At 50.8% G+C, this 25,753-nt stretch carries 31 protein-coding genes and 3 pseudogenes; 5 read left to right on the forward strand and 29 right to left on the reverse strand.

The window, feature by feature from the left end; translation table 11 throughout:
* From ACWWJF_RS01765 to ACWWJF_RS01785, 5 genes and pseudogenes are all read left to right on the forward strand, one after another.
* Complete coding sequence (locus tag ACWWJF_RS01765; protein ID WP_455870892.1) at positions 1-99, forward strand: ParE family toxin-like protein; 99 nt, start codon at positions 1-3, stop codon at positions 97-99.
* 14 nt (positions 100-113) lie between these two features.
* Positions 114-275, forward strand: a complete 162-nt coding sequence (locus ACWWJF_RS01770; RefSeq protein ID WP_455868535.1) for a protease FtsH-inhibitory lysogeny factor CIII — start codon at positions 114-116, stop codon at positions 273-275.
* A gap of 196 nt (positions 276-471) precedes the next feature.
* Positions 472-657 carry an excisionase gene (locus tag ACWWJF_RS01775; RefSeq protein ID WP_455868536.1) on the forward strand — a complete coding sequence of 62 codons (186 nt, stop codon included), beginning with the start codon at positions 472-474 and terminating at the stop codon, positions 655-657.
* The gene (locus ACWWJF_RS01780) at positions 635-1,699 is read left to right on the forward strand and encodes a phage integrase Arm DNA-binding domain-containing protein (RefSeq protein WP_455868537.1); all 1,065 of its coding nucleotides are present in this window, start codon (positions 635-637) and stop codon (positions 1,697-1,699) included. The genes ACWWJF_RS01775 and ACWWJF_RS01780 overlap by 23 nt, the downstream gene beginning before the upstream one ends.
* A gap of 492 nt (positions 1,700-2,191) precedes the next feature.
* Positions 2,192-2,572, forward strand: a pseudogene (locus tag ACWWJF_RS01785) (ORF6N domain-containing protein); the annotation flags it as partial.
* Positions 2,573-3,328: 756 nt separating this feature from the next.
* Here the strand turns inward: ACWWJF_RS01785 and ACWWJF_RS01790 are convergent.
* The 29 genes and pseudogenes from ACWWJF_RS01790 to ACWWJF_RS01930 all read right to left on the reverse strand — a co-directional run bounded on the left by ACWWJF_RS01790 (position 3,329) and on the right by ACWWJF_RS01930 (position 25,661).
* Complete coding sequence (locus ACWWJF_RS01790; RefSeq protein ID WP_455868538.1) at positions 3,329-4,576, reverse strand: phage tailspike protein; 1,248 nt, start codon at positions 4,574-4,576, stop codon at positions 3,329-3,331.
* Between the two features lie 99 nt (positions 4,577-4,675).
* Positions 4,676-6,592, reverse strand: a complete 1,917-nt coding sequence (locus tag ACWWJF_RS01795) for a DNA transfer protein (RefSeq protein WP_455868539.1) — start codon at positions 6,590-6,592, stop codon at positions 4,676-4,678.
* Entirely contained in the window at positions 6,592-8,037 is a 1,446-nt protein-coding gene (locus tag ACWWJF_RS01800) for a phage DNA ejection protein (RefSeq protein WP_455868540.1), read from the reverse strand. Before ACWWJF_RS01800 ends, ACWWJF_RS01795 begins: the two co-directional genes overlap by 1 nt.
* The gene (locus tag ACWWJF_RS01805; RefSeq protein WP_455868541.1) at positions 8,037-8,711 is read right to left on the reverse strand and encodes a DNA transfer protein; all 675 of its coding nucleotides are present in this window, start codon (positions 8,709-8,711) and stop codon (positions 8,037-8,039) included. Before ACWWJF_RS01805 ends, ACWWJF_RS01800 begins: the two co-directional genes overlap by 1 nt.
* 2 nt (positions 8,712-8,713) lie before the next feature.
* Positions 8,714-9,169, reverse strand: a complete 456-nt coding sequence (locus ACWWJF_RS01810; protein ID WP_455868542.1) for a DUF2824 family protein — start codon at positions 9,167-9,169, stop codon at positions 8,714-8,716.
* A gap of 9 nt (positions 9,170-9,178) precedes the next feature.
* The gene (locus ACWWJF_RS01815) at positions 9,179-9,682 is read right to left on the reverse strand and encodes a DNA stabilization protein (protein WP_455868543.1); all 504 of its coding nucleotides are present in this window, start codon (positions 9,680-9,682) and stop codon (positions 9,179-9,181) included.
* Positions 9,679-11,100 (reverse strand): packaged DNA stabilization protein, encoded by a 1,422-nt coding sequence (locus ACWWJF_RS01820; protein WP_455868544.1) that lies wholly within the window; start codon positions 11,098-11,100, stop codon positions 9,679-9,681. The genes ACWWJF_RS01815 and ACWWJF_RS01820 overlap by 4 nt, the downstream gene beginning before the upstream one ends.
* The gene (locus ACWWJF_RS01825; RefSeq protein WP_455870893.1) at positions 11,060-11,584 is read right to left on the reverse strand and encodes a packaged DNA stabilization gp4 family protein; all 525 of its coding nucleotides are present in this window, start codon (positions 11,582-11,584) and stop codon (positions 11,060-11,062) included. The genes ACWWJF_RS01820 and ACWWJF_RS01825 overlap by 41 nt, the downstream gene beginning before the upstream one ends.
* Positions 11,562-11,780 carry a hypothetical protein gene (locus ACWWJF_RS01830; protein ID WP_455868545.1) on the reverse strand — a complete coding sequence of 73 codons (219 nt, stop codon included), beginning with the start codon at positions 11,778-11,780 and terminating at the stop codon, positions 11,562-11,564. The genes ACWWJF_RS01825 and ACWWJF_RS01830 overlap by 23 nt, the downstream gene beginning before the upstream one ends.
* A gap of 37 nt (positions 11,781-11,817) precedes the next feature.
* Complete coding sequence (locus ACWWJF_RS01835) at positions 11,818-13,101, reverse strand: P22 phage major capsid protein family protein (protein WP_455868546.1); 1,284 nt, start codon at positions 13,099-13,101, stop codon at positions 11,818-11,820.
* The gene (locus ACWWJF_RS01840; protein WP_455868547.1) at positions 13,101-14,012 is read right to left on the reverse strand and encodes a scaffolding protein; all 912 of its coding nucleotides are present in this window, start codon (positions 14,010-14,012) and stop codon (positions 13,101-13,103) included. The genes ACWWJF_RS01835 and ACWWJF_RS01840 overlap by 1 nt, the downstream gene beginning before the upstream one ends.
* 12 nt (positions 14,013-14,024) lie before the next feature.
* Positions 14,025-16,202, reverse strand: a complete 2,178-nt coding sequence (locus tag ACWWJF_RS01845; RefSeq protein ID WP_455868548.1) for a portal protein — start codon at positions 16,200-16,202, stop codon at positions 14,025-14,027.
* The gene (locus ACWWJF_RS01850; protein WP_455868549.1) at positions 16,202-17,707 is read right to left on the reverse strand and encodes a terminase large subunit domain-containing protein; all 1,506 of its coding nucleotides are present in this window, start codon (positions 17,705-17,707) and stop codon (positions 16,202-16,204) included. The genes ACWWJF_RS01845 and ACWWJF_RS01850 overlap by 1 nt, the downstream gene beginning before the upstream one ends.
* Positions 17,685-18,170, reverse strand: coding sequence for a DNA-packaging protein (locus ACWWJF_RS01855; RefSeq protein WP_455870894.1), 486 nt, complete (start codon positions 18,168-18,170; stop codon positions 17,685-17,687). The genes ACWWJF_RS01850 and ACWWJF_RS01855 overlap by 23 nt, the downstream gene beginning before the upstream one ends.
* Before the next feature lie 10 nt (positions 18,171-18,180).
* Positions 18,181-18,414, reverse strand: coding sequence for a DUF2560 family protein (locus tag ACWWJF_RS01860; protein ID WP_291972560.1), 234 nt, complete (start codon positions 18,412-18,414; stop codon positions 18,181-18,183).
* A 99-nt stretch (positions 18,415-18,513) separates the two neighbouring features.
* Entirely contained in the window at positions 18,514-18,723 is a 210-nt protein-coding gene (locus ACWWJF_RS01865) for a hypothetical protein (protein WP_455868550.1), read from the reverse strand.
* Positions 18,720-19,304, reverse strand: a complete 585-nt coding sequence (locus ACWWJF_RS01870) for a BRO family protein (protein WP_455868551.1) — start codon at positions 19,302-19,304, stop codon at positions 18,720-18,722. The genes ACWWJF_RS01865 and ACWWJF_RS01870 overlap by 4 nt, the downstream gene beginning before the upstream one ends.
* 248 nt (positions 19,305-19,552) lie before the next feature.
* A pseudogene (locus ACWWJF_RS01875) lies at positions 19,553-20,078 on the reverse strand (phage antirepressor N-terminal domain-containing protein).
* Between the two features lie 193 nt (positions 20,079-20,271).
* Complete coding sequence (locus tag ACWWJF_RS01880; protein ID WP_455868552.1) at positions 20,272-20,961, reverse strand: Rha family transcriptional regulator; 690 nt, start codon at positions 20,959-20,961, stop codon at positions 20,272-20,274.
* Positions 20,962-21,126: 165 nt separating this feature from the next.
* The gene (locus tag ACWWJF_RS01885) at positions 21,127-21,555 is read right to left on the reverse strand and encodes a lysis protein (protein WP_455868553.1); all 429 of its coding nucleotides are present in this window, start codon (positions 21,553-21,555) and stop codon (positions 21,127-21,129) included.
* A complete protein-coding gene (locus ACWWJF_RS01890) occupies positions 21,534-22,049 on the reverse strand; it encodes a lysozyme (RefSeq protein ID WP_455868554.1) in 516 nt (171 codons plus the stop codon). The genes ACWWJF_RS01885 and ACWWJF_RS01890 overlap by 22 nt, the downstream gene beginning before the upstream one ends.
* Complete coding sequence (locus ACWWJF_RS01895) at positions 22,049-22,303, reverse strand: phage holin (RefSeq protein WP_455868555.1); 255 nt, start codon at positions 22,301-22,303, stop codon at positions 22,049-22,051. The genes ACWWJF_RS01890 and ACWWJF_RS01895 overlap by 1 nt, the downstream gene beginning before the upstream one ends.
* A gap of 84 nt (positions 22,304-22,387) precedes the next feature.
* A complete protein-coding gene (locus ACWWJF_RS01900; RefSeq protein ID WP_455868556.1) occupies positions 22,388-22,645 on the reverse strand; it encodes a hypothetical protein in 258 nt (85 codons plus the stop codon).
* A 616-nt stretch (positions 22,646-23,261) separates the two neighbouring features.
* Positions 23,262-23,636: pseudogene (locus ACWWJF_RS01905) on the reverse strand (ORF6N domain-containing protein); the annotation flags it as partial.
* 248 nt (positions 23,637-23,884) lie between these two features.
* Complete coding sequence (locus ACWWJF_RS01910; protein ID WP_455868557.1) at positions 23,885-24,223, reverse strand: antiterminator Q family protein; 339 nt, start codon at positions 24,221-24,223, stop codon at positions 23,885-23,887.
* Complete coding sequence (locus tag ACWWJF_RS01915) at positions 24,220-24,378, reverse strand: helix-turn-helix domain-containing protein (RefSeq protein WP_455868558.1); 159 nt, start codon at positions 24,376-24,378, stop codon at positions 24,220-24,222. The genes ACWWJF_RS01910 and ACWWJF_RS01915 overlap by 4 nt, the downstream gene beginning before the upstream one ends.
* Complete coding sequence (locus tag ACWWJF_RS01920; RefSeq protein ID WP_455868559.1) at positions 24,375-24,737, reverse strand: RusA family crossover junction endodeoxyribonuclease; 363 nt, start codon at positions 24,735-24,737, stop codon at positions 24,375-24,377. Before ACWWJF_RS01920 ends, ACWWJF_RS01915 begins: the two co-directional genes overlap by 4 nt.
* Positions 24,734-25,024 carry a DUF1364 domain-containing protein gene (locus ACWWJF_RS01925; RefSeq protein WP_455868560.1) on the reverse strand — a complete coding sequence of 97 codons (291 nt, stop codon included), beginning with the start codon at positions 25,022-25,024 and terminating at the stop codon, positions 24,734-24,736. Before ACWWJF_RS01925 ends, ACWWJF_RS01920 begins: the two co-directional genes overlap by 4 nt.
* Positions 25,025-25,223: 199 nt before the next feature.
* Positions 25,224-25,661 carry a recombination protein NinB gene (locus ACWWJF_RS01930; protein ID WP_455868561.1) on the reverse strand — a complete coding sequence of 146 codons (438 nt, stop codon included), beginning with the start codon at positions 25,659-25,661 and terminating at the stop codon, positions 25,224-25,226.
* Positions 25,662-25,753: the final 92 nt, after the last annotated feature.

The following is a 25,753-nucleotide window of genomic DNA, read 5'->3' on the forward strand; positions in this document are numbered from 1 at the left end:
ATACGGCTCTCCCTCTACTGGCGCATGTTATCCAAAGATAATGGCCAGAGCTGGAAGACCATGAGCCACGCCAAATACGACACCCAAATAGCAATATAAAAACAGGAGCACCCATGAATTATGCATTCGCGGGTCATGCTGCCCTCATGGGGAGCTATCACCCGGAAGAAACCCAACTGGATAAATGGGTTCAATGGCTGAGAAACGGATACAGAAGGCTTATCGATATCCTCGGGCAGCAAGGCAAACCTCTACGACCTGCATCAGTACTCTAACCAAGGCTGTTACAGCCTGAAATCACCTGCATCACCGCACACCCTGTCGGCAACCTTCACTGTACCGTTTCCGAGATTCACAAATTCCCCGCCTGCCACCATGACAAATGGCGCAACGGCTTAATTTTAGCAGAGGTAAATAATGGCATACATCACCTTATCCGAGTGGAATCGGCGGCAACCCCGTCCGCGCTGTATGGAAACGCTAAGACGAGCAGCTAGAAATGTACGTTTTGACCCGCCAGCAATACGTGATGGTCGCGAATATCTGGTTGACGAAACCGCCACGAGGCTAAGTCAAAACGACACACTTCATTCATACAGACCTGTTAACTCATCATTAGTATCGAGGATAAAACATGGCACGCCGGAGAAGTCATAAGAACCGCGACTTGCCGCCAAACCTGCAACCGCGCAATGGCGGCTATTTTTGCTACCGTGACCCGCGCACCGGAAAAGAATACGGCCTGGGTCGCCATCGACAGGAGGCCATTACGCAAGCCATCGCCGCCAATATGGCAATTTATGGCTCATCAAAACAATCACCGCTCGTTGACCGCATCAACGGCACACAGGTGACCACAGTTAGTCAATGGACTGAACGCTATCTGACGATACTCGACGGCAGAAAACTCAAGCCGAAAACGATGAGCGAGTACAATAAATACCTGAAAACCGTTAACACCCATTTAGGCGAATTTGTTCTTCAGAAAGTAGAAACCAAAGACATTGCCTCGTTCCTTAATCAGTGGGTAAAGGCAGGAAAACCGACAATGGCGAACCGCATCAGAGCATTGCTGCTTGACTTGTTTCGTGAAGCCATTGCCGATGGGCTGCTCAAAAGCAATCCAGCCGAGGTTACGCGTAATCAGCGGGTGGACATTCAGAGGGAGCGTATAACGCTGGATGAGTGGAGGCTTATACGCAAGGCAGCGGATACATTACCCGCATGGGTTGGGCCCTGCCTTGACCTTGCTTTAGTCACCGGTCAACGTTTAGGGGATATACAGGCGCTACGCTGGGAGGATTTCAAAGACGGACGCCTTTACATCAAGCAAGCGAAAACAGGCATGATGCTTGCGTTCTCCAAGGCAACCCGCATCGACTGCCTCAATTTATGCCTTTCCGATGTACTGAACCAGTTTAGAGAATTAAACAACGGGAGGGCACATATCGTCGCAGACGCCAAATACAAGCAATTTGCCGCAAAAACGATATCTTCTGCATTTCGTGAGGCACGCAAGGCATCAGGGTTAATATGGGAACGTAACCCTCCCTCATTTCATGAAATCAGAAGTTTGTCAGCGCGTCTCTACACCGATGAGAAAGGTAGGGATTACGCGCAAAAACTCCTGGGTCATAAATCAGCAACCATGACCGATAAGTATCGGGATGTAAGAGGGGCAGAATGGATGGAGGTGTAATTATTTCGATCGAATTTCGAGTAATTTCGATCGATTGTTTGTAACCCATTGAATAAAAATGCTGATATTTCTCTGCCGCTGTAAGCCACACAGCGAAGTTATAAAGTACTAATCTAATAATTATCAAATAGTTAGGGTTAATTGGTACTCAAAAGATAGGCGACAAAACACAACAAAGCACAACAATACACGACATTTTTATCAATAACTTACCGTCCATTTCGACTTGCCGACTACGCCAGAATCCCCACATTTGACGAAGGAAATCCCATGCGCTATAGTCGCTTTCAGGTGCTGAACACACCCTAGAAGCGGATACCGCGCCCGAAAGTAATGCGGTTTTTTTACGTCCATAGATTATTATGGTCGGGTAGCGAGTAGCGATACAACACCCGTATGGGAAAAGCTGCTGGCCGTCTTCTAGCGGTGTTCAAGTACCCGACCGCCCATCTGAACAATGGGTAAATTGAACAATCTAGAAGGATGTATATTATGACCAACCCAATCAATACAAACATTCTGTCCGTCATTACCCACAATAACATCGCCGTTATCACTACTGAACTTCTGGCGCAGCTTTACGGAACTGACGTCAAACATATTCAAAATAACTATCTCCGAAATGCGGACAGATTTATAGCAGGTAAACATTTCTTCAAACTTGAAAACGATGAATTACGAGAAGCCAAGAACAGACCATCTTTAAGAGGGTTAGTTGGCAAAAATGCTCGTAGCCTCATCCTTTGGACAGAACGCGGAGCCGCCCGCCACGCTAAGATGCTTGAGACCGATAAAGCATGGGAAGTGTTCGAGCAACTGGAAGATTGCTACTTCAATACTGAACGTGCTAACAATCCGCCACAGTATCAACCCGAGTCCCACGAACTCTTCACTGCTAACGATACCGCTAACCTCGCCCGCCTGATTTGGCACATGAGCCATAACTTCCGCTTCAAACAGGCGTGGAGCAATGGCATCTGGTACGCTTTACGCGAAGCCACCGGCATTCCCTCACCTCAGCCGATGGAAGTCCGCCACATCCCGAATATCGCCCGAGAATGCGAACGCATATGGGCTGTTATCGAACGTCTGCAATCGGCTATGGTTGACGCAGAGAGACGAACCATTAGGCAGCTTGTGCGCAAGCGTGAGAATCTGGATAGCGTGATGGCTGAAATCGATAGCTTGCTTAATGACGCCAGCCAGAGCAACGCTTTCATGCTCACCGATACGCTGACCCGCTGGCACAAGTCCGAACTCAAGCAGTTCGCGCAGAGGCACTGACAGCCGCCCCGGCTCGTTGAAGGGCCGGGGATTTCGATGGCATACCGTAACCTGAGCAAGGTATACTGCGCCGATGACAACATCCTCACTCTCCCAACATGACTCCCTGTTCAAAAACCTCGGCGATATCGCTGTGGCCCGAGACTTTTTGGAAATCCATCTACCGCCGCATCTGCACATCCTGAGTATGGTAGTCGCTCCAGCTTCCTGTCCCGCGTGGGGGATGATAAGGTTATTGGCCGAGAAAAACGGTGAACCTTGAGAGGGGAAAGGGTTTTGCGTTGAGAGGATCTGTCGTTTCACCGGGTGCAGCATAAAATCTGTTTATTCAACAAAGCCAATTTTTTATTCACTTCTTTCTTGCCGTCCTGCAAAATCCACATCCACGAATTTCGAGACCGTTAATCCGTTCAGCGAATCTTTCAGTATCACCTCAAGACTTCCTTTATACGGCGCCTCCAGGGTTATCTCTGTCACAAACGGGGTAAATACCGCGTTCTTTCTTACCACAACGGCTTCATTAAAATAATTTAGCATGTGGGCAACCCGGTGGCTGATGTCGGGACTGATAGTCACCTCTGGCTTAATGACCGCGGCGTACTTGTGGGTGTTTTGTGGCAAATTTTGTGGCTCATATTCCATATGGATTGTACCATCACTGATCGTAGAGGCCGAGACGGTCAGTGAGTCCAGCGGCGTATGGCTGTGTAACACGGTAAAACTTTGCATCGTTCCGCTTAACGTATCAGTCAGCGTGATCACCGACCTCTCATCATCTCGCCCCGAATAATTCGTGGTCATGTCAATCACACCGCTGCTTTGTGTCAGACGTGAGGCTTTTAAGGGGGTAAATCTCTCCGGCTTGTCTGCCGTGACCTGTAATGCCGCTGGCAGCTCCGCATTCAGTATTGCAAACGGGATGCGGTAATTGTGATTCACCGCCGCCCGGAAGCTGAAAACCGGCGACACAATGCGCGGGGCTGTCGGGTAACCAACCATGTGTGTGTTCTCGCGCGTCGGCCATGCCGGAACCTTATAGCCCCCTATCAACAGGTATACTTGCTTATCTTCAGGGGCGGGGGGTGTGGTCAGTGCAATTTCCACCGGATTGTACTGTCCCGTCTGGTTGGCTATTGCTATCGGATCGCCATAAGCATCAAAGCCCAGCAGTTTATTCTTGCGCATATTCACATCCGGCAGCGCCTCAACGCTGGTTTCCGGCACGGTCAGGAATTTCTTCAGGTTAATGGCCTGCCCGCCGGCGATCGACGGCATGATGTTGCTGAAATAAAATTCCTGCACACCACTCGTGTTATAAACTGCCATCGCATAGGGACCTTCTGTGAGAAAGTCGGTCACCACGCCGTTGTACACCGGATAACCGGCGTTGTTTATCACCAGAGGCTGCGCCACCTGCACCATCACGCCGGATTCGTTCGCATAATAAACCGGGATCTGATTGAGGGGCTGGGTCGGGTCGGTATCAGGACGACCGATGTAAATATTCCCGTTCGGGATGGGTTTAAAACTGCGCGGCATAACGAACAGCGAAGACGGTATGCGGACCGCGACGTTAGCATTAATATCGGCCATAAATATTTCTCCGGGCGTGAGTCGTCCCCACAGAGCGAATCTGCGGTAATAAAAAACCCGCCGAAGCGGGTTAGGTTGGGTTATCTCATTTGCCGCGCTTTACTCTTGCTGGGTAGCTTGGTTTGCCAAAATTGGCTTAACTATATTTGCAGCTTGATTTAATGCTCGTTCGTATGCTGCCGTTCCTGCTTTTGTGCCAGCCAATCGCAGCAAGGCATTTCGCATTGGCTTTGACTCGTATAGGCGCATCAATGTACCAAAACCTCCTTCAATCCCAAGCGTCGCTCCGAGAGACAGCACACTACCCATCATTCTCAGCCTGTTTGCCTGAGACTGACCAGTCTGAGTAACAACGTTTGCGGCATCGGATCTTGATGTGGTACGCAAAACGTCATCCAGCGCATCAAGCTCTCTCATGTGCCTCCCGCTAAATACGCTATTGTAGATTTCACCACCGGCTTGTTTTTTCAGTTTATTCACTTGGGTCATGAATTTTGCCGGTGAGTCACCCGCCGCATCTGCCATTTTTGTGATATATGCCGCACGCATTGCATCCTTACCTTTAGGGTCAAGGGCTGACCAAATTCTCTTGATGTCAGAGGCATTACGACTATATACAATGCTATTTATCAGTTCTGGCGTGGCTTCGTTACTCGCTTTATTCAATATCGTGGATATGCGCTTATTCAAAACCTTGTTGTAAATATTTGCGTAGTCTGAGTTGGCCTTGATGTATTTTGCCGCGTCAGATGGCCCGAGCGTTTTACCTACCGATGAGCGTAAATCACGACTCATGGCATTCTCTACCATGTGGGTGATCGCCTTTGCCTGATTAGGGAAAACCATGGCATCACCCTGAACATTTGACCGGAAAGCTGTGCGATGCTGGCGAAGCAGGTCGAAATCCACTCCTTGGCTTGAAAGTTCGTCTTTCAGGTTTTTTAACGTGCCTAATAACCCCTGATCGGCAGAAGTCCCGAGGCGCTCCAGTCTTGCAATGCTGGTGTCTATTGCGCTGATAGAGTTGGTTGTTTCAACTGGTGACGCACCCATTTTCGTGGTTACGTCATCAATAACTGCCCCGGCTGCGTCCTTTCTACCTTTCAATGTTGATGTCAGTGACTTAACGATATCATCAGGATTGTACTCGCCTACTTGATCTAGGTAATTACTGACAAGTTTGCTTCTACCCGCATACTGCTCCGCTCTTTTTTCGCCTGTTCCTAAAATGGCACCTTCCGCATCTTGTTGGAGCCCTCTCGTGAATGCATTTCTCGGCTTGACCATATCTGACGTCATTGGGGTAATACCCATGCGTTCAGCATTCGCAATGGTTTGCTGTGCCTCTGGTGCAATACTCCCCTTGAGAGCCGTAACACCTCTACCTATTGCAGTGGCAGCACCAGAAAGCAGACCTTGAGCGCCTAGATTAATTGCGGCGTTTTGAGCAGCATTAGCGGCAAAATCTCCCTGCTGATTAGAAGCCTCAGCAAGTGAGCCTGTTATCATGTTACCGGCAGTGCTTATCCCGCTTGCCAGAGATGGCGATCTAGTCAACAACTCCGCTGGCAGAGCTACTTTTGCTGCCGCGCCAATCGGCATTAAATATCCGCCAATTGCCTCGCCAGCCTGAGCGAATTTGTCAGTGGGCCTGTCTACCGGGCGATAAATAGGATCGAGCACATCACCAAGACCAACCGCGCCAGTTCCGGCATTGATTAAATCAGCTCCACCCTGGAGAATATCAAACGGAATGTTTACCAGCCCCCTGGCAGCTTGCTCAACGTTATCAGCCATGGACGGTGATTGAGATTGAGTCTGTTGCTCTTGCGCTCGCTGCTGCTCAAGGGCAGAAGGGTATGCCGAATAAAACTGATCTCTCGCTTCAGCCCAATTCTCACCAGTGCGGGGGGCAACCACTTCGTCAAAGTATTGCGCCTGTGCTTCTGTTTGCTGCTGCGGAGATAGGGATTGATATTGAGGGGAAGCTATTACGTCCTTCCATGCCTTTGGCATTAATCACCCCATAGCGAAGAAAAGCCGCCCTGTTGATGCGGTTGTGTTGGTTGTTGAGCTGGCTGCGGTGCCTGCTGCTGAGACTTACTACCACCCACATTAACGTTGTACTGCTGGTTGTAGTTGTCAGTATACTCTCGAATCTCGCGTGCAGACCTTTTCGCCGCCTCTGGGCTTGAAGAATCAAACTGTGGCATACCTTGAAAATACATCTTGGCCTCTGCCACCGTGTTAATTCCGCTGGCCCCCATGTCGCGGGCAGCCGCAACACCTTGGTTTTGCATTCTTCCCTGAATCCTCTGTGCAGCATTGTATAGTTGGCGTTGCTCGCCACCACTTAACCGACTTCTTACATCTGCGCCTAAAGCTTGCTTACCCGTGCCACCAGTAATCCCTGTCATAACCCCAAGAGCCCCTGCGCTAGCACCCTCGATGGCGTCCAGATCCTTCTTCATGGCGGAATTCTGCGCCGTCGCTGCTGATGTTGGAGGCGCAGCGATAGCGCTAGCGGGGACGCGAACCATATTCCCGGCGTCATCAACCCCTTCATAGAAAGCACTGGCACCAGATCCATGCAGCTTGCCAGTGACACTTACAGTACGCCCGTCTGCCAGTTGAACCATGCTATCCCCCATCGCCTCTGGCCTACCGCGCACCCTGAGATATGTTTTTTGTTGATCTGGCCCGAGGCTCTGAAAATATTGGTATTCTCGGACAGATGCGGGGACAGACCCACCGCTGGTTCTCAGTGAGTTCTGAAAACTAATATCCTGCCCTCTAGCCTGCAAACCTTCGCTTGCCCTATTACTGCGCACCTGCTCTGTCAGTTTTGCCGCGTCATTCTGGCGTCCCTCGCGCTTATCCAACGCTTCCAGATAACCCTTTGGTCCCAGCGAGAACATAGCCAGATTGCCGAACAGGTCAGATGCACCTTTCGGGTCTTGCTGGTATGTCTGACCTACATCTGCCGGATTTACGCCAATACGGTTAAGCTCGTCAGCATTGGTTTTCAGGAAGTTGCCGAATGCTTCCGGCCCTTGCCCTGCTGCTACCTGTGCATTCATCGCTAGATCACCCATCGTTGTACGATGGTCATCGTCAATGAATCCCATGCCTTTCTGCACATTCTCGAACTGGTCAGGGTATTTCGCTGCCAAATCACGCATGGCGGTACGGTCGCCCGATTTAAAAGCGTTGCCGAACTCCTGCTGGAATACTTTCTGACGCTCTGCCTGCTGGTTTTGCTTGTAAGCATCAGACAACCCTTGCAGCCCCTGTAATGCCTGCAATCCAACGTTGTTACCACCTGCGCGGGCGAAGTCGTTGTTATCACGAATCATGCCGAGAGTGGCGTTAACATCGCGGGCGCGTGGGGCGTTTTCGTTCATTCCGCCGATACCAGCCAGAAAGCCGCCAGAGTTAATACCTTGGTTCCAGGTAGCCATCAGAACAACCCTCCAAGCAACCCAAGCCCACCACCGATGGCAGCACCCCACGGCCCACCAATCCCCATACCAATGGACGCGCCACTTAATGCGCCGCCGATGCCTTGCTGCAATGACGATGGCTTATTAGCATTAGCCGCTGCAAGTGACGCATTCTGCTGCAATAGTTGGCCGGTGTTGTTGGCGTAGGCCTGACCGGCGTTGGCCTGACCGGTCAACGCCCCAAGACCGATATTCGCCAGATTCTGGTAGTTGTTCATCTGGCCTGAAAGCCAGTTCTGACCAAGCGTAGGCGCGATGGCAGCAAGCTGGTTTCCGGTTGCGGTGGAGCCAAGACCCCCGTTTGCCTCAGCAGCTGCAAGACTCTGATAGCGGGCCTGATTCGCAAGGTCTTTATATTGCTGTGAGTTGTAATACTGATTTAGCGCACTACCCTGACCCTCAAGCGTGGACAGGTTCTGCAACTGAGATATGTTCTGCTGAGCAAGCGGCGTGAATGGCGAAAGGTTATTCATCACCGTCTGCCACTGCTCGCGCTGTAATGCAGTGGCGCGGTTCATGGCATCAGCTTGAGCCCCTGCCCCATTGTCACTACCACCGCCTTTACCCCCCTTTTCAGGGCACCAGGGTTCTTCGCCTAGCAGTTTCCTGCCCAGCGTAAATGCATATAACATGGTTATCTCCCGTGATTGAGGAAGTCGGTTAGTTCTTCGCGAGTGGCTGCGTAAAAGGTGACGTCATCAACGCCTTTGAAGTATTTCTTGATGGTTCCCACGCGATTTAATCCGATCATCGCGCAGTAGATTTGCCCGTGACGGAACTTGCAGGCAGCAAATGATGTGACGCATTGGACATTGGTTTCTGACAGGATGAATCGCCAGAACGCCAGACCGATATCTTTGCTAAATCCTCGAATCTCAGGCAGATACATTGCGTGGCAATCAAAAGTCAGCGGCTGAATCTCTTGGTAGTAGACAATCCCGCCAAACTGTCCGTGTGCATTAACCTCGAAATATCTGCATTCTGGTTTGTAGTCGTAACCGTCTCCGTTATTGCTTCCTGCGATAATGTCCGGGTGATTTCCTACCGCCTCAATCAAGTCGATATTGCGTGTTGGTTTGAAGCTAATCATATTCACGCCTCAGTCAATAAGACCATGTGTGCGAGCCATATCCTCCAGCGCTTTTATGCGTTGCTGAGCTTTAACAAGGCCAGCGGCCAGCGCCTGAATTTCTGCCTGCGAATAGGTTGCACCTGCTGCGTATGACTGGTCAGCGTTGAATGCGCCGATAAATGCTGTGCCAGTGGCCGCTGCCCATCCTGTTTCACGGGGACCCACCACCTGCTTGTTGTCAATCAGCAGTTTCGTGACGATACCCAGCGATGAGAGTAGAGCCTGCGGTGTGTCCCGCGCTGTCGAAAGATAATCGCGCTCTATCACTGCAACTCTCTGTTTTATGGATTTAATTTCTTCCTGACCGCTGAAGGCTGTCTGCCCGGCGCTGCTTGCCCGCTGAGCAATCATCCCGATATGGCTTATCAGCGTGATCAGCTGCAACTTGAATACGGGACCCAGCGCATCAGGAATGGAGAGTGGGTCAATTCCGGGTGAACCCTGGAGCGGCGTGTTCAGTTCATCGCTCATGACTCAACCCTCACGGTCAGGCCGGACAGCGTCACCGGGGCAGAACTCACGATGCGGAGTCTGAAACCGATGTTCCGGCGAACGCGCCCGACTTTGCGCACCAGGACACGCCTGTCATACACGGCAGGTTTATCAAGCACCACCAGACACTCACGGCCAAAATTAATCCCGTCCGGCGTGGCGGAAACAAACAGGGTCCCCGTCACTGAAGAAAGTCCGCAAGAGGATTCCAGACTCAAATCAAACAGCCGGGCATTGTCGGCCGATATCAACGGGGTGAACAGAATATGCTCGGTCATCTCGTCGTAAAGCGAGGACAGAGAAAAATCCACCACACCGACAAGCCCCCGCAGCTTGTCACCCGCCGTTATACGTTCACCATCAAACATAAAATCGCACCCGTAATAAATATCGTCAGCCACACCGGACTTCAGTACCGACCAGGCTGGACCACCTGCACTGACAGATGCATCGTAAACCAAGGTATGACGGGGAAGGTGGATGATTAAAAGCACATGCGACTTAAACGTCAGTGATTCCATGAACGCCGTTGCCAGTTCATCGGCGGTATAACCCAGCAATACAGCATCCACGCTGGCAGTGGACAGAGGCTGGGCTTTCCCGATATCCATAAGCCATACGGACGGAGGTCCGGATGAGGCCCCGCTGATAAACGCATAGCTGTTCATGAAACGCGTCTTGCAGTGAACACCCGCTATGCCAACAGGGATGGTCAGTGATGCATTGGGCGCATAGATAGGAGAGCTGGCGTCCACCGCGCCGGTAAGATAAAAAAATTCAATTGACGATGAACCAAAACAGACCACCGAGCCGCGCCATTCTGCTATCGCTTCAATCACATCCGACTGCGCGGTTGCACTGTAGAAGGCCCGGTACCGGTCCGGTTTTGATTCATCCTCCAGATCCGTAATGCCAAACGTGGCAGTGCCGTCTTTCACCCAGATATAACGCCCACCCACATGACATATATCCCTCACAGACCCGATATCATATTGCTCGAACCCGGTGGCCACATCCCAGTTTGCCAGCCATTTTACTTGTCCGTCATACCGGAAAAGCACCAACTCACCATCAATGGCAACGCCCTGGCTGCTCCCGCTCCCTGACATCGATACCCGCCCATGGCCCCGTGCGGTACCGACTATTGTATTTTCTTTATACACTTTTCCGCCCATTACCCGATAAACTACCCGGTTGTGCGGGTTGAACATCACCCCCCGGGAAGGGCCATCTGAATCACGAAGCCTGCGCAATCCCGGGAATGAACGCAGATATCCGTCGGCATTCAGAACGGGCTTCTGAACGGCCAGCATGTTTACCGGCAGGAGATCAACATAATCGGCATCGCGGAAGTTTTTACCCGTCCCCTTCATTAGAGGGAGTTGTTGAATCGACATCGCACGGTTCCTTTCTGTGGAAATAACGCCAGCCAACCTGTGTAGCAAGAATGTTGCCCGAACCGATTGGCATACGATTTGGGTATCCTGATCTGCACCTTGCTTTTCTGGCGCGAGACATTGCAGATAGCTTCACAAGAAGCTCTTTGCCGTTTCGGGCATTCAGGACTAATTTTGCTGTAGGTTCGATGGCATAATCAGGAGAAATCCGACACGCTAGGTTTGAAATAACAGCGCTGAGAGCGTTATTCTGCAATCCGTGATCATCACCGGGCAGTGGGTCAATCTCTGCATCTGCAAACTGATACCCAACATCAATACCCGGTGAATCCGATCCGCCAAGCCACTCGGACATCATCATTTCGAGGTCGTTTACCGTGTCCTCAGTTGACTGTGGCTCGACGTCCGTCAGCGTGGCATTAGATGCAATGCCGAGCTTGCGTAGCGCGGCATTAACAAGATCACCCTTCGTTTTCAGGTTCATCATTCACCGCCTTCGGTTTGCGGCCACGCTTCGGTTTTTCTGTCTCAGGCTCAGGAGCATCAAACAGCTTACTCGGATGGTCTAACCAGCCATCAGCCAGATATTCTTCCAAGTCAGCCTCATCAATGACGAGAACGTGAGCCGTAGTGTTCCAAACTTTCGTTTTTCCGCCCGGCTTATAAATCATCTGTGACATGCGCACCTCAAAATAAAGGGGCCGAAGCCCCTGTTTGTTATGCCTGATTAGCCAACCCAACACCGATTGCCTCGGGGCGAACCGCACATGCCGAGTACCACAACGCGATGCGGCATTTACCGGACAGGGTGCTGATATCACCCTGATAGGCTACAACGCCGTTCAGCCCCACATTCGGGATTGAGAAGCTCTGGGTTTTCATGCCAGAGAACAATTCGTGATTGATGGGGATCGGCTGTGATACAAGGCGTATAGCGTCATCAGCCCAGAACACGTTGGATTGCGCAGTGGTGGTGTTCAGAATGTTCACCGCCATAGTGTCGGCCAATGAGGTGTTTACGTTGGCGTATGCGCGTTCTTCCGGCAGCAATGCTGTGTCATCCAGAGCAATAGGCTTTGGTGTGATGGTGACTTGAGTGCCGTTAACAGCTACAACAGAAAAAGTTGCATCCTGTGTCAGCAGGTTTTTAGCCATCTGAGAAAGGTACTTGACGCCAGCAAACGAAATTTTGTCGCCGCGTTTCAGTCCAGTTCCAGAACTTAACGTCACTGTTGCCGTGCGGTTGTCCACGTTTTCACGGTTACCGTCAGCGTCAGCAACCCATGCTTGCGGCTTGAATTTCTGTGCGCCGGATACCGTGATACCCGTTGCCGTAGAGGCTAACAGCGTTGGCATTTTGGGTGAACGAAGCACCTCATTAAACCCGGCGACCTGTTTCTGAATCGTGCCAGATTTATATACCTCCTCTGGAATGCGGCCGTATAAGTCTTTACCCGCCAATTCCTGACCCGCACCGCGATAATCGGTAGGGTTGAAGAAGAATGACAGGCCAGCACTGCGATTCAATTCGCGAGAGAAGATAAGCGCCTCTGCCTCGGAAATGAAATCCCATCCTGTTTTAGCGGAACCAATCGCAGACGTGCTAGCAACTACCAGAGAGCCCATTTCAACCGCTTGTTTTGCGATAGCGTTCTCAACGTTATTAGCCAGTTTCTGACCAGATGCAGCAGCACGGCGGCGTATTGACCGTTCATCACGCAAATCATCAGCACGCAGAGTAAAAAAGTCGTTATCCGGCACACCCATGTTGCATTTGACGGACAATTCCAGAATGCCCGTTGCCTGTCCGGTCAAGTCCCAACCCTGTTGAGTTGGCGCTTCCTGTTCCAGTGGCATCCATACGGTGTTTTGCGAACGTTGCATATCGCCAGCGTGGGGAGTGTATTTACCGACGCGCTGAGCCATCGGTGTGATATTTTCCACGGTTTCGATGATTTCATCGACCATGTAGGTAATTACTTGACCTTCGTTCAAAGCCATTATCTGATTCCTTTATTAAGTTTTGCCTTGAGTGCGCGATAGGCGTCCGTGTCACCTTTGCTTGCTGCCGCCTCCATCTGTCTGCGAATGGCGTCGGTATTAGCCGCCGTCACATCACCTGCAATGGATTGGTCAGCCGGGGGCGCGGAGGAAACCTGAGTCCCGCGAGGCTTGAGAGTTAATTGCTCAGATAGTCGAGTGAGTTCGATGAGTGCGCGTTGACCGTCAAGCGCTAAGATTCGGCGTAATTTCTCTGGGTTTGCGCCCAGGTGATACATGATGGCCGCCGACTTTTCAGGAAAGAGATCCATAATGGTAGTGTCCACGCCTGCCGGGACTAACTGCCGGAACGCATCTTCTTTCTCCTGATAGTCGGGAAGATTTAGTTTCTCTGCCGAATCGTAGTGCTTACGCGCCGCTTCAACGTATTGCGCTGATTGCTGGGTGAATGCTTGAGTTTTTCGCCCTTGCTCCGCTACTGCGTTGCTACGAGCGTCCATAGCCTTGATTTGCCAGTCAGACTGAGCGGCTTGGAATGCCGCCAGCGCTCGACCCTGATCAAAGTCGTACTTCTCCATTGCAGCATCAGACAGATAATCATTAATGTCTGGCTGAGGCGGTAACTCAGGATTAACCCGCAAATCCTCCGGCACCTCGCCACGTTGAACCGCCTGCATCTGCTGTTCAATCTCACGCTGCCGCTTACGCTCAAGGCGTTTAGCTGCAAACTTGGCGTTGGTTTCCGGGTCTTGTTTCGGTTTTGTCTCATCGTCTTTCAGGACAATCTCAAAGCCTGCATCCTGCGACTGTGCGTCGTTGGCATTTGACGCGGTATCGACTGCGGTTGCCGCCGCATTATCGACGTGCAGGGCTTGGCCTTCAGTTTCCTGAATGTCGGTGGTATCGGTCATGTTAACTCTCTCTTATTGAGGTGATTTCTCGGCTACACTGCCGGAAGGTGAATTCTGTCTCTGCGATTGCAGGATGTTGGCAATGTCCAGCCGCTGTTGATGCTGCTGTCCGGTGCCTTTGAGAAGTAGCTCAGCGTTGGCTCGGGCGTCATCGCTGTTCTGTTGTTGGAATTTACCCATGAGCGATAAAAACTCACGGAATGCTGCTTGCTTGTCCAGATCCATGTTATTGAAGATTTCAGCAACCTTGGCAGCGTTAAGCTGGTTCTGGCCTTCGACCTTCGCCGCATCAACCTGGATTTGCATCTGTTGGTTCTGCGCTTTGAGCAATTCAGCCTGACCTTGCAGGTATACACCTTGTGCCTGCGTCTGCTCTGCTGATGGTTCTTGTGGTTGCTGCTGCGCCTGCTGCACCATCTGAATCTCTTCCGGTGTCTCCGGTTTTTTCAGCCCCATAATTACCAGTTGTTTGTTGGCATACTCGCGCATCATCTCGACGCCTTTACCGTCAAGCAGCGTGAAGTATTGAAGTAGGAGCATTTGCCACTCAGGGGTGCCAGGCACAACTTTGGTAAGGAGTTCCTGAATCTCTGCGCGGTTCTGCTGCTTCATGCTCTGGAATGATGGGCCAACATCGGTATAGCACTCATAGCGGCCGCGAATGTCATTCATGACAACATGCTGCCCGGTACTCAGATCAACCATTTCAGCGAGCAACTGAATATCTTTCTCGCTTCCATCCTCAAGGGTGATAGTCACGTTGCGGGGGACGTCATAGATATCGTTAACGATGGATTGGTAAATCTCACCATCTCGCCGCATGGCTGTAGCCAGGTTGTCCTGAAACACGTAGGTTTCGAGGTCAGAGCGCATGTTCAACTGGTTAACAGTATCGAATGCCACCTGTCCGCCGTTCACTGCCTCCGCATCCACGCCGAGAGTGGCGACCTCTTTCACTGCATTGGTTGCCGCTTCCAGCATGTAGGCGTTAGCCTGCGGAACCTCTGGATTCTCCATGTATGCGATGGGTTGAGTTGGCAATTCACCGTTGTTTTCATCCGCGCGATTCAACAGGTAGTACGGGTAATCGTCGTTTCCGTCATACATGTGCTCGTAACCGAGGATTTGCTCAGGCCAGAAGATAGGTTTCTTCTTCGGCGTGCGTGCAACAATGTCGGCGTTGAATGACATGATCATGTTGCGCAGGCGCTGCCCATCTTTAGTCAAGCGAACAACGCCCTCGTACACCTCTTTGCTCTCAACAAATCCCCACTCGCCATAGCACGGCACAATAGGGATGTGCTCACCGGCGATCAGTTGCTTGTCTTTGTAGATGTCAGTGCATGAGAGCAGTGTTTTATACACGCGCTTGCGCTTAATCTTGCGCTCTGCAATCTTCACCATGCCGCGCTCTGCAAGCTCGTCGATAACATCCTTGATATCTTGCTTGAAGTAACTGACGGGCTCGCCTGTTAGCGGATCCTGATAGATGAATGCTGTCTCTTTCTTCTCCACCACCTCATAGAATTCAGCGATGTGAATGGTGTCCTGCGTCAGCCAAGGAAATACCCAATCATTGGGACTCTGAAAGCTAGGCTGATTGCTTGCATCCAGGTCGTGCTCTTCTGCGAAATCATCCCAGCCGTTACGGCTCATCGAATGGATGACAGTGCAGTGACGGGCGTCGCTCTTGTCCATCTGCTTGCTATTGCTGTCCCAGACGACACATGAGCAGGCTGAGTGAATTGGTTCGCGCCGGATAATCTGGTTGTTACTGGTCGGGTCTTGGTCTTCGTACTCAGTGACGATGCGCCACGCCCCTACACCAGCCTCTACTTGCTCACGCACAGCGACGTTTACCGCTATCTTTGCTGAGTTATGTCGCATATCAGTGCGATACATCCCCATCAGCGTGTCAGCAGCGTCTGGTTTAGCTCCGTCCTTCGGTCGATACAGCACGTCGATAGGGTTCTGACGCATCTCTGCGACCAACTTGCGCACGACTGGGCGCACCACATCAAACTGACCGCGATACTGCAAGGTTGTGTACTGCGTTAGCCAGTCGTCCCACTGAGAGACGCGAGAGAAGAAGAGATCATTCTTCGCCTCTGTTCTGGCTTCATCTCCGGCTGTCCAGTCTGCGTCAAAGCGACACAGAATGCTCTCCAGCCTGCTTTCGTTATCAGCCATTATCTTCCTCGGGAAACGGGTTTAATCGGTGCTGGGATTTTCTTTTCTTTCGGCTTCTTGATGTCGCGCATCAGCTTGGCAAAGCGACGCATCATGTAGCCGTAGCGAACGGCAGACAGAATGTCATCGTTGATTTTGACTATCTTTCCATTTTCATCGCGGTGATAGAGGCGGAACTCTTCAAAGAATGGCTCGCAGGTATTGAACACTTTGAACCTACCATCGAGCATCATGTCACGCAGTTCAGTGATTCCTGGCTCAACGGCGTTACCACCATCGGGCCACGTTGCATGCTCAGGCAGCATCATGAAACCCGCATCAGCATATTGAGCTTTAAGTTGCTCACCGCCGCCCTTCTCATGCTGATTGCCATCGTGAGGCCACGCCGTGGGAATTTTACTTGCCCATGATTTGACAGCGCCCCATGCTTGAACCGCTGTTTTCTCTTTGTCTTTCCACACGCGAGCGACATATATTGTGTCCGCGTCCTTGTCCCACCAGAGTTGAATCTGTGCTTGCGGGTGATCCCATCCGAAATCCATCGCGTCGATAACATAGAAATGATCAGGACATTCGAACGGCTGGCACTTAATCGTCTCTTCCGGTATCTGGAAGATGCGACCGCTACCCATCGTCGGGATGCCACGCGCACGAGCTTCACGCTCATGCTCTGGGTAGCCAGCAATGATTTGCTCTCGCAGCTCATCAGAATAATGTTCAGCGTCATAAATGGTCATGTTGACCACCTTCTGCGCCTTGCTGGGATTTTTGAGGAACTTGATTACAACGTCCGACATTCCCATTAACGGGGTAAATGTCAGGATGGAGAATTGCCCGTGCTTGTTGGTACGCGTCAGGCCTTCACCATAAATGCTATACGGCGGCTCTTCGTCGAACCACACCCCATGGATGGTGTCACCTTGCCAACGGGCGCGACCTTGTGAGTACGGCTTGAAGTAGCAGATAGACATGCCATCTTCAACACCATCGGCAGTGTGGTGCCTAACAAGCAGGTGATCGACAAGGTTCGGGAAGAAGGGTGACTTCTTCCAACTAATGATGTCCTCTTTCGGGATTGATCCGTAGCCGGGTTCATCATTCTCTTCGATACGACCACACAGAATGCGCTGTGTGGTCTTCGTTACTGTCTCGTTAGTCTCACCACCGACCCAGAACACAACCGGCTCATAGAAGCGCTTACCTTTCCAGTCCTCGCCGTATTTACCATCATCGGGATATCCTTTAGTGCCGGGATAGCGCCCGGTGAGATGAAAGGCCACCTCAGCACCACCGGTATAAGATTTACCCAACTGGTTGCCAGCCATAAAGCATCGCTCGGGGTAATCATGCCCTGCGTCGATAAATTCTCTTTGCTTGCTGTATGGAGTGAACTCGTAAAGCAGGTGGGTTTTGCGGTAGTTCTCTTCTTCTTCCAGTAATTCGAGCAATTCTATCTGCTCGTCTTCTGTTAGCTCATCGATATCAATCGTCGCTGCGTTTGCCACGTAAAAGCTCCTGAATTCGAGAAAGCCGCTTGCCGCGATCTCCCTTATCAGATGTCACGTCTTCAACCTGTGACTGTTCTTTGAGGCCCAGGTCTCGGGCAATGATGTTTGCGTTGAGCAGGTCAGCAGCAGCGCCAGAGAATTTCTGGTCGTAGATGACTTTCTCCGCTCGCGTAGTGACCATCATAAAATCTTCACGAGCGCGATATAGTTGCCACGTGCTTTCGGCAATATCTAAGAACAGGCATAGACCCGTTAATGTCATTGCTCGCATCTTTGCGATGGGTTCTTGCGTCACTTCCCCTTGATACGAGAAGGCCTTCATTTCCCACAATGGGTGCTCTTCTACCCACTCGAAGTATTCACAGCAGGCTGACCATAGCACCTCGGGCGAATCGAACTTAGGGTTGCGCCCATGACTGCTACGAGCCTCCCAGAATCGGTTACCCTTTGGCGCTGCCATAATCATTTCCTCATCCAAATAGTGTCAGCGCTTCTTTTGCCTCGCGGATAGCTTTTTCAGTGCGAGCAAGCGGGGTTTGTTCGGCGGCTGCGAGTGTGTACTGGTCTTTGAACAGCTCGTAATTCAGCTTAACGCCAGCAACAAATTCAATGGCCTTTTCTGCCGCTGCGGTGTCAGATTGAACCAGTCGCAGCAGTTCAAGATTCATTTGCTGAACGTCTGTTAATTCGGTGATTGCGGTCATTTTGGAGTTTCCTGCTATTGAGTGGGGATTCTTCCTGTAGGTGCACATAAACTTCATGCTGAAATATCGAACACTCTCGGGAGAATGCTCTGGATTTCGTCATTTCTTTTTGGACTGGTATTTCATCGCCCATGCCTTTGCTATGCGAAAGCAATCGTCAAACATCTTGCCCCTGGCGCTGGCGGAAGCACTGTGACGGTAATGGTCTACCGCCCTGTCTGCCCCCTTCAGGGCGACCGATGGCTCATAGCCCTGTTTCACCAGTTCGGCGACAACATGCTTTTCAATGAATGGCGTGTAGTCTTTCATGCTGCTTCCGGATCCTCGTCAGCATCGGGAAAGTCACCCAGATCCGGAATAGCTACCTGAGATAATTCACATATCAATTTTTCCGCTTCCCGAATCTTTTTCAGGTGCAGCTTACGGATTGTCATGCTTTTGCTGCCTGGACGACCAAATGTGTCCAACGACCATTCATTTACCTGCAATAAGCGGTTTTGCATCTCACCCAGCGTCAGTTCTTTAAGCTGGTTAATATTCATTAGTGCCAAATTTGGCTGAGATTCTTTGTCAACCAGATCAAGTAACCAGCGGCGTAATGCTTTGGCTATCTTAGTATCCGCCAGCATACCCAGCAGATGGCCTCCCCGCGGAGAAAACACACGCACACGATTGTATTGTATCTCTTTGTTTTTATTACGAGAGGTCACACTGACCACCCGGCTCATTTCGTCTGTAAATTCATTTTTATTGCGGTTATACAAGCGATTTACTGATTTCTCATCAGAGTATTCGAGCAATTCAGCCATATGTGCACTGGTAAACCAGATTTTCCCGTCACCGTTGTCGAACGGCACCACAGAGTGATTTTTAAACGTTAATGCTTTCATTGGTGTTTACCTTCAAAAAAGAGACCTCAGATCACACGAACAGCCAGCCCCTGAGCACACCCATTACTGGCGTTCTCCAAGGTCGCTTTTGTGAATAGTCTCAGGGTTGTGTTGATATGCGCGTGTGAAGCGCAGGCGAAAAAAAGCCCCGCGTTTGCGAGGACGGGAGTCTTTCAGGCTGCCAGTCGCTAGCATTGCCGCTGAATTAGCAGACTCATTGACAATGCTTTTGTGTCACTCACCACCAGTTAAAACGTCAGCAAAAATTGAGCTTCTTCAATCAGCACTTTTATTTTCTTCGCATGTGCCGCCTTAATACCTTTCCACTCGTTCAATACCGTGCCAAACACGCTGGCAACGGCTTTGTCCGTTTTTAATTCGGCGCAAGCTGCATTGAGTTCCTGAATGACGCTGCGCTTGCGTGGATTGGTAATCTGACCTTTAGTCCAGTATTCATAGAGCACGTCATCACACTCCTCCTGATACTGAACCACTTTGTCGCGGATTTCGGGCTTAACCTTGTTGGGACTGATGGTCTGAAGCCAGCCGTTTAATTTGCGCAGAGCCAGACAAAGCATCTTCTGTGGGCCACCAGACGTAGGGATGGTGATTTCCACCCCTCCTTTAGCAAAGCGCTGTTTTATCTTGGTTCTTTGTGATTTCCAAATCCATCCCCATTCCTTCGACGATAGGTTTCATCGGGGTATAGGGTTCGCCGTTATGGTTGATGACATACAGAGCATTTCCATGAAACGGAACGGTGATTGCTTGCATAGTGCTTATCCTTACTTAGGTAATGAACCTTTGGCGCATAGGAAATCAGCCCGTCGAAGGCAGCACTAGCCAGCTGCTTCCTCAAAGGCTCATTCCTAAACAAGGTCCGACGTGTGATGGGTGCATGCACTGCACCGATGAAAAAGGCCCGGATTAACCGAGCCTCAACGTTTCTCTTTCGCTTTTTGTCATACTAAGCCGCCAGTCGGTGTTGTTCTTCAATCAGTGGCTGGCAATGGTTTTTGTTGAATATTCCCATCAGCGTGGCCTTGCGTTGTTCAACGTCCCACCCCATGCCAATGAATACTGTGTTGGCGCGTTGCAGTTCGGTAATGCAATGGATCTGCTCTGGCGTCAGATAGTCACGGATAGATTCTTTCTTGCCTATTTCATGGTGGACTCGAAATTTTGCGGATGTCATACCAAGTGCAATGCGGTTTATTAAATCGGCCTCGTTGCTGAAGTGGTGCGGCGCAATGGTTTTCCCCTGAGCCTCACGCTCATGCTTGATAGCGTCAGTCATTGGGCGGTACTCAAGGCGGGCGGTATTGCGATCTATCTTTTTGCCCGCTAATGTCTTGCGCATACCAAAGAATTCAGCAACCAGACGCTTTTTAAAAGCACGCACAACCTCATTGTTGCGCATATAGGTAATTAAGAGTGTAGTTTGCTGCTCGTTGAGAAATGCAACACGAAGAGGCTTGCCACCACCTTGGCTTCTTTCAACCATACGGATTTCAAATCCGAGTGGCCCAAACTCTTCCAGATCGGCTTTATTACGGTCAACAAGCTTGATGATGGTGTCATGATCTTTCTTAACACCTTCAGCAATCGCCATAGTATTCGCTACGAGATCAAGTTTCTTTATTTCCACTAATTGCATCACTATTTCCTTTTGGTGATAGAGCCTGCCTCGTAGACATGAGTGGCCCAAGAGTGGTTAGCGATGAAACCGCCACTCTGTCTCAGGCTCATATCCCGAAAGACTCTTGGTTTTGTGCGCACGAGGATACACAGGCGAAAAAAAAACCCCGGATTAACGTGGTGGTTATTTCAAGCACTGCTCACGGACGTATTGCTGCAATCCGGTCAGTTGCTTTGTGATGGTTTCGATTCGCTCTCGGAGAGTGAAATAATTCCGTTGAGCGGTGTCACTAAGTCGGGCGCTGGTAGCATCATCCAGGCTGGGGGTGGAGGTGGTTTGCTTGATGACATTGACGCGCAGCCCGCACTTGCCAGCAGCAACACAGCGCTGCAAATCAGCCAGCTTGCTTTTAGCATCTGCGAGTTCTCCGGTGTATTTGGCATCAAGCTCGGCAACATCACGCTGTCTGGTCTGCAAGTCGGCGATGGTGTCTTTCGCCAGCGCCAAATCGTTTGCTGCGTTACTGTATGCGTCGTGGTAGTAGTAGACACCGAATGACAGTGCGGTAATGAGAGCAACGAGAACGGCGATCACTGTAGCCCTGATAGACATAGTTCACGCTCCTTCTCGCGCCGAGCAACGAGGCTAGGAAGAACTTTACCGCCGCCGTATACCCAACGCGGGAACTGCTCACACGCTGCCTGAATTTTTCCGGCACGGAACAACTGAAATATGGTTGAGGTCTGCACCTTTGCACAGCCAGCATTAAAAGCAATGCTTACCGCTGCGCTAAATGCGTTATCTGGTAATTTCTTACCACCTGCGTATTTATCAACGCAATTTTCAGCCTCAAGGATATTTTTCTGCCAGTCTGCGGCAATCTGCTGGTTTGTCTTGCGGGTGCCATCAACAACGCCATGCGTATTGCCAATGCCATCAGTCAAAATACCGGCTGAGCATACATAGGGGTCACGGCGGCATGATTCGGCATTACCGATAAGCTCCAGACCTGCTTTGTTAGTTCGCACCTGTCCGTTATTCATCACAATGCCGATGATCACCCCCACGGAGCAAATTACACCCGCGGCAGTTTTACGTTTGCTCATCACGCACCGCCTTTTTCCCTCAACTGGTATTCCTTCCTGCGGTAGTACCAGTTGATAGCAAAGGTGCCGACTGTGCAGACCATGCCGACGATGATCGCCCAATCACCCAGCGTTAACCCGGCCATTTTGTTTGCAAGCAACCATACGCTCTCTGTAGTTGATGCGGCGTAGGCTCTGGCAGAAGCGCCCAGCCCTATTAGCCCCGTCCCGCTTCCGTATGAAAGCCTGCTGTAGATAGTACTCATTCGTGTCATAGCCTCACCCTGCTAAGTGGGCGCTGTGTGATTTAGGAAATAAAAAGGCCGCGCGTTAGCGCAGCCTTGCAGAACTACAATAGATTACTCAGTTATATAATTTATATTGCATGAATGTAACCTAATGTTACCTATCTGTTGTTGATAAATCATTTTAGGAGTAAAGGCTGGTCTAATACTTACCGCCATTCGGCGTTTATTAATTTTCGCCGGTAAATGTTTTTCAGTATTATTTGAAATCTGATTCAAATTACAAGCAAGGGGTGACATTTCTCCAGGGCATGTAGCTGAAGTATTTTGGAAAGGTTGTACTGGAACACTTCTGTTTACATCAACAATCATGGCATAACCTATTAATAATGATTAAGAGATCATTATTATATTTTACAACTGATTGTAATTTATATAAATAAAAAGCCCCAACCAAAGTTGGGGCTTCATGTCCTGCGCGCTTTTGCCGCAGTATGGGGTGATTATGTGTTATAACGTTATAACAGTCAAGCACTTTAGCTGATCATTTGATCAGTTATTTAGCCTCATTCCGTCAATGACGCTGTAGGAATTTTTGAATATCCGCCTGCTGCCATCGTGCTAATGTATTCGTCAGTAGCAGATTATACGATTGGTTAGTTTCATCAAGCAGCTGTTTCATTTCTGACACCACGGTGTCTGCATCCTCACGATTCTTGAGAACTCGCCGAGCAGCTTGCTTTTCAGCGTCGTACATGACCTCTTTCAGTGCATTGGTGAAACTGTAAATGCGTTGGCACTCTTCCGCGAGGATCGGGATATGACTCACGCCAAAGTGCTGTGGGGAAGAGACGCCCGCCGCATAGCGCAGTGCATGCCAGATAGCATTGCTCCATGAGCGCTCGAATCGGAAGCCGTTTGCCATGCCCCAGATAAGCCTCGCAAGATGGGATGTATCATCGGTGGTTAGTGGCTCTCGGGCTTCAGGCTGGTAACGTGGCGGATTGTTAGCACGTTCAGTATTGAAGTAGCAATCTTCCAGTTGCTCGAATACTTCCCATGCCTGGTCGGTTTCAAGCATCTTGGCGTGTCTTGCGGCTCCGCGTTCTGTCCAGAGGATGAGACTGCGAGTTTTGGGTGAGATTTGCAAGTGTCTTAAAGACACTCTCAAATTATCAAGGTCACTTCCGGTTACTTTGTACAAATGCTTGCCATCAACGAACCGATCAGCATTACGGTTGTGATTTTTGCGGATTCTAGCTGGCTCTGTGCCGTAAAGTTCAGCTAAAAGCTCAGTGGTAATAACAGGAATATTTTTATGAGTGATAACACTCAAGGATTTTGTAGATACGCGGTTAGCCATAGCTGGCTCCTTCTCTGTTTAGTTTCAGTTCGGATTACCAGTTAGTAGCTGGTAGCCGGGTGTCAACTAGAGCCTAAACAGACGCTCCGGGCATATTCCCCTTGCGGGTATTGTATTACGCCTCTCCACCCGGCCTTCGGATGTGATTACGCCCTTTTACGGGCATAAAAAAGCCGCATGGCTATCGGGTGCGGTTAACCGCTGTTTAGATTCTAGTACATTCAGTATCTCGACAGCTGCGTGAGTTGTCAAGCCGCCTCCAAAAGTTCAGCCACACTACCCGCTATGTAAGCCTCGGCGCGAGCAAGAAAACCCGTTATATAGTAAGTGGGCTTCCCTAACTCTTGGCCTATCGCCCTGCAAGACGCCTTGCCCTTGTAATACGCCACCACGATATCGTACCCCAGCGGGTCGAAGTGCTTGAGTCGCCCTACCGCCCGGTCAACTGTCTCACCGTCGGCATCAGACAGCATGGGCCGGATATCGCTGCTGGCCGTGGCGAGGGGCCATGCTGCCTTGTACTCGGTGCCAATGCGTGAGCCGCTCCAGTTTCCCCATGCCGTCAACAGGTATCGAATATCTCTCATGTCACCGCCCCCCAGTTTTTGCCGTTCCTGATGCTGTAGATATGCTGCTTGCTGGTCTCGAATTTCCTTGCCACCTCCGCTACCGGCATACCGGAGGCCAGTAGCTCCCGGATAAGCGGAATATCTTCCGCCGTCAGTCGCCCTCTTTTTCTCATGCCACCTCCAACTCAGTGATGACGATATCCAGACTGCCTCCACGTTTTTGCTGCCCGCGCCTCACCCTGAAATCGTCTATCTGTTCGTCGTCCAGCATGAAGCCCGCATGCGTGAGCGCATCGAAAACCGCTTTTTGCAGGTTGTCGAGGTCACGGCGTCGTTTGTCTGGCGCGTTGGCGATGATGGAAATTTTTAGTCTTGCGGGCGTGTTGATATCGAGGTTTTGATGTTGAATTATCTGGATGATACTTTGCCGGTATGCTTTGCCTTTCTCGCTGATGTAGTGCCGATGTCGTGCGTGTCGCCAGTAGGTATTAAGCGATGGGGGCCACGGCAGTTTCAGGTGATATTCGGTCATCGCTTAATCTTCCCCTGCGCCAGTAAAATCGCCTGTGTGCGAATGACGCCTTCCAGATGATGCAGCCGGGCATAGTCGGCATCGGTGATACGCGTGCGGCGGTCTATTTCATCGTGACACCCTGAACAGGCCCATGCGCCAAAAAGGTCGTCAGGCTTCATGCCGGTGCCGCAAATGCCGGACATTCGGTAATGGGCCAGCACTACAGTTTCCGCGTTGCCGTTACAGATACCTGAGAGCATCACCTGACACTCCCGACCTCTGGCCTCTTTTCTAAGATTCGCCATATCTACCCCCAAATTTTGTTAACCATTGAGCGTGGTGTTGGTTTGAGGTAGTGCTGTTCGGGAAGGGTGACGACGACATCCCAATATTTGGGGTCGCTGCTCAGTGACCTGACAGCGCAATAGCCGTTTTCTTTGTAGTGCCTGACGAGGCGCTCCGCCTCTTCACTGGTTAACCCATCGTACTTGAAAGGTATTTTTTTCATCCAACTCTCCCAAAGTAATCCCCTGAATAACGTACCTCGCGCATCCTGACGCCGTTGCCGAGCGACCAGGCCTGGGCGTACTCAATCAAACTGTTCATGCGCTTTATGCCCATCTGAGCCGTGCTCTCACGGATGCTGCAAAACTCCCCCTCCAGCCCCGTAACCACCTCCCCCGGCCTGCCGGTAGCGATGGCATGTCCCGAGACAAACAGCGCCTTCCAGTCCAGCAGCGGGCGCGGTTTATCGGCCCACACCACCTGACGCGAAACATCGGTGCATAACGCATGGAACAGGTCGTTCTGCGGTAACGTTCGTTTAGCATCGTTGATGGTGATTTCGAGGGGGCGGTGTAGGTCGGTGGGCAGGGAATCAATAAACGCTTTCAGGTTTTTTCGTATTCTTTCATCACGCAGTAGGAAGCGTGTTTTATCCATGTCACCCTCCGCTTCTGGCGCGAAGCATTCTGTCCTGCTCTATCAACTTTCCAATAAGTGATAGAATGAAGTTTATCTTTTGCTCGCTCGGG

The organism is Symbiopectobacterium sp. Eva_TO, from assembly GCF_053848865.1.

What these genes read in the sequence shown, in the direction of transcription:
- ACWWJF_RS01810 (WP_455868542.1), bottom strand. Translation starts at nt 9,169, where the DNA reads ATGATTAGCTTCAAACCAACACGCAATATCGACTTGATTGAGGCGGTA.
- ACWWJF_RS01920 (WP_455868559.1), bottom strand. Translation starts at nt 24,737, where the DNA reads ATGACCGAATATCACCTGAAACTGCCGTGGCCCCCATCGCTTAATACC.
- ACWWJF_RS01930 (WP_455868561.1), bottom strand. Translation starts at nt 25,661, where the DNA reads ATGGATAAAACACGCTTCCTACTGCGTGATGAAAGAATACGAAAAAAC.
- ACWWJF_RS01880 (WP_455868552.1), bottom strand. Translation starts at nt 20,961, where the DNA reads ATGCAATTAGTGGAAATAAAGAAACTTGATCTCGTAGCGAATACTATG.
- ACWWJF_RS01890 (WP_455868554.1), bottom strand. Translation starts at nt 22,049, where the DNA reads ATGAGCAAACGTAAAACTGCCGCGGGTGTAATTTGCTCCGTGGGGGTG.
- ACWWJF_RS01870 (WP_455868551.1), bottom strand. Translation starts at nt 19,304, where the DNA reads ATGAAAGCATTAACGTTTAAAAATCACTCTGTGGTGCCGTTCGACAAC.
- ACWWJF_RS01795 (WP_455868539.1), bottom strand. Translation starts at nt 6,592, where the DNA reads ATGCCAAAGGCATGGAAGGACGTAATAGCTTCCCCTCAATATCAATCC.
- ACWWJF_RS01845 (WP_455868548.1), bottom strand. Translation starts at nt 16,202, where the DNA reads ATGGCTGATAACGAAAGCAGGCTGGAGAGCATTCTGTGTCGCTTTGAC.
- ACWWJF_RS01865 (WP_455868550.1), bottom strand. Translation starts at nt 18,723, where the DNA reads ATGAAAGACTACACGCCATTCATTGAAAAGCATGTTGTCGCCGAACTG.
- ACWWJF_RS01925 (WP_455868560.1), bottom strand. Translation starts at nt 25,024, where the DNA reads ATGGCGAATCTTAGAAAAGAGGCCAGAGGTCGGGAGTGTCAGGTGATG.
- ACWWJF_RS01800 (WP_455868540.1), bottom strand. Translation starts at nt 8,037, where the DNA reads ATGGCTACCTGGAACCAAGGTATTAACTCTGGCGGCTTTCTGGCTGGT.
- ACWWJF_RS01805 (WP_455868541.1), bottom strand. Translation starts at nt 8,711, where the DNA reads ATGTTATATGCATTTACGCTGGGCAGGAAACTGCTAGGCGAAGAACCC.
- ACWWJF_RS01770 (WP_455868535.1), top strand. Translation starts at nt 114, where the DNA reads ATGAATTATGCATTCGCGGGTCATGCTGCCCTCATGGGGAGCTATCAC.
- ACWWJF_RS01790 (WP_455868538.1), bottom strand. Translation starts at nt 4,576, where the DNA reads ATGGCCGATATTAATGCTAACGTCGCGGTCCGCATACCGTCTTCGCTG.
- ACWWJF_RS01895 (WP_455868555.1), bottom strand. Translation starts at nt 22,303, where the DNA reads ATGACACGAATGAGTACTATCTACAGCAGGCTTTCATACGGAAGCGGG.
- ACWWJF_RS01835 (WP_455868546.1), bottom strand. Translation starts at nt 13,101, where the DNA reads ATGGCTTTGAACGAAGGTCAAGTAATTACCTACATGGTCGATGAAATC.
- ACWWJF_RS01900 (WP_455868556.1), bottom strand. Translation starts at nt 22,645, where the DNA reads ATGATTGTTGATGTAAACAGAAGTGTTCCAGTACAACCTTTCCAAAAT.
- ACWWJF_RS01820 (WP_455868544.1), bottom strand. Translation starts at nt 11,100, where the DNA reads ATGTCGATTCAACAACTCCCTCTAATGAAGGGGACGGGTAAAAACTTC.
- ACWWJF_RS01815 (WP_455868543.1), bottom strand. Translation starts at nt 9,682, where the DNA reads ATGAGCGATGAACTGAACACGCCGCTCCAGGGTTCACCCGGAATTGAC.
- ACWWJF_RS01885 (WP_455868553.1), bottom strand. Translation starts at nt 21,555, where the DNA reads ATGTCTATCAGGGCTACAGTGATCGCCGTTCTCGTTGCTCTCATTACC.
- ACWWJF_RS01910 (WP_455868557.1), bottom strand. Translation starts at nt 24,223, where the DNA reads ATGAGAGATATTCGATACCTGTTGACGGCATGGGGAAACTGGAGCGGC.
- ACWWJF_RS01840 (WP_455868547.1), bottom strand. Translation starts at nt 14,012, where the DNA reads ATGACCGATACCACCGACATTCAGGAAACTGAAGGCCAAGCCCTGCAC.
- ACWWJF_RS01780 (WP_455868537.1), top strand. Translation starts at nt 635, where the DNA reads ATGGCACGCCGGAGAAGTCATAAGAACCGCGACTTGCCGCCAAACCTG.
- ACWWJF_RS01915 (WP_455868558.1), bottom strand. Translation starts at nt 24,378, where the DNA reads ATGAGAAAAAGAGGGCGACTGACGGCGGAAGATATTCCGCTTATCCGG.
- ACWWJF_RS01825 (WP_455870893.1), bottom strand. Translation starts at nt 11,584, where the DNA reads ATGAACCTGAAAACGAAGGGTGATCTTGTTAATGCCGCGCTACGCAAG.
- ACWWJF_RS01830 (WP_455868545.1), bottom strand. Translation starts at nt 11,780, where the DNA reads ATGTCACAGATGATTTATAAGCCGGGCGGAAAAACGAAAGTTTGGAAC.
- ACWWJF_RS01775 (WP_455868536.1), top strand. Translation starts at nt 472, where the DNA reads ATGGAAACGCTAAGACGAGCAGCTAGAAATGTACGTTTTGACCCGCCA.
- ACWWJF_RS01860 (WP_291972560.1), bottom strand. Translation starts at nt 18,414, where the DNA reads ATGACCGCAATCACCGAATTAACAGACGTTCAGCAAATGAATCTTGAA.
- ACWWJF_RS01855 (WP_455870894.1), bottom strand. Translation starts at nt 18,170, where the DNA reads ATGGCAGCGCCAAAGGGTAACCGATTCTGGGAGGCTCGTAGCAGTCAT.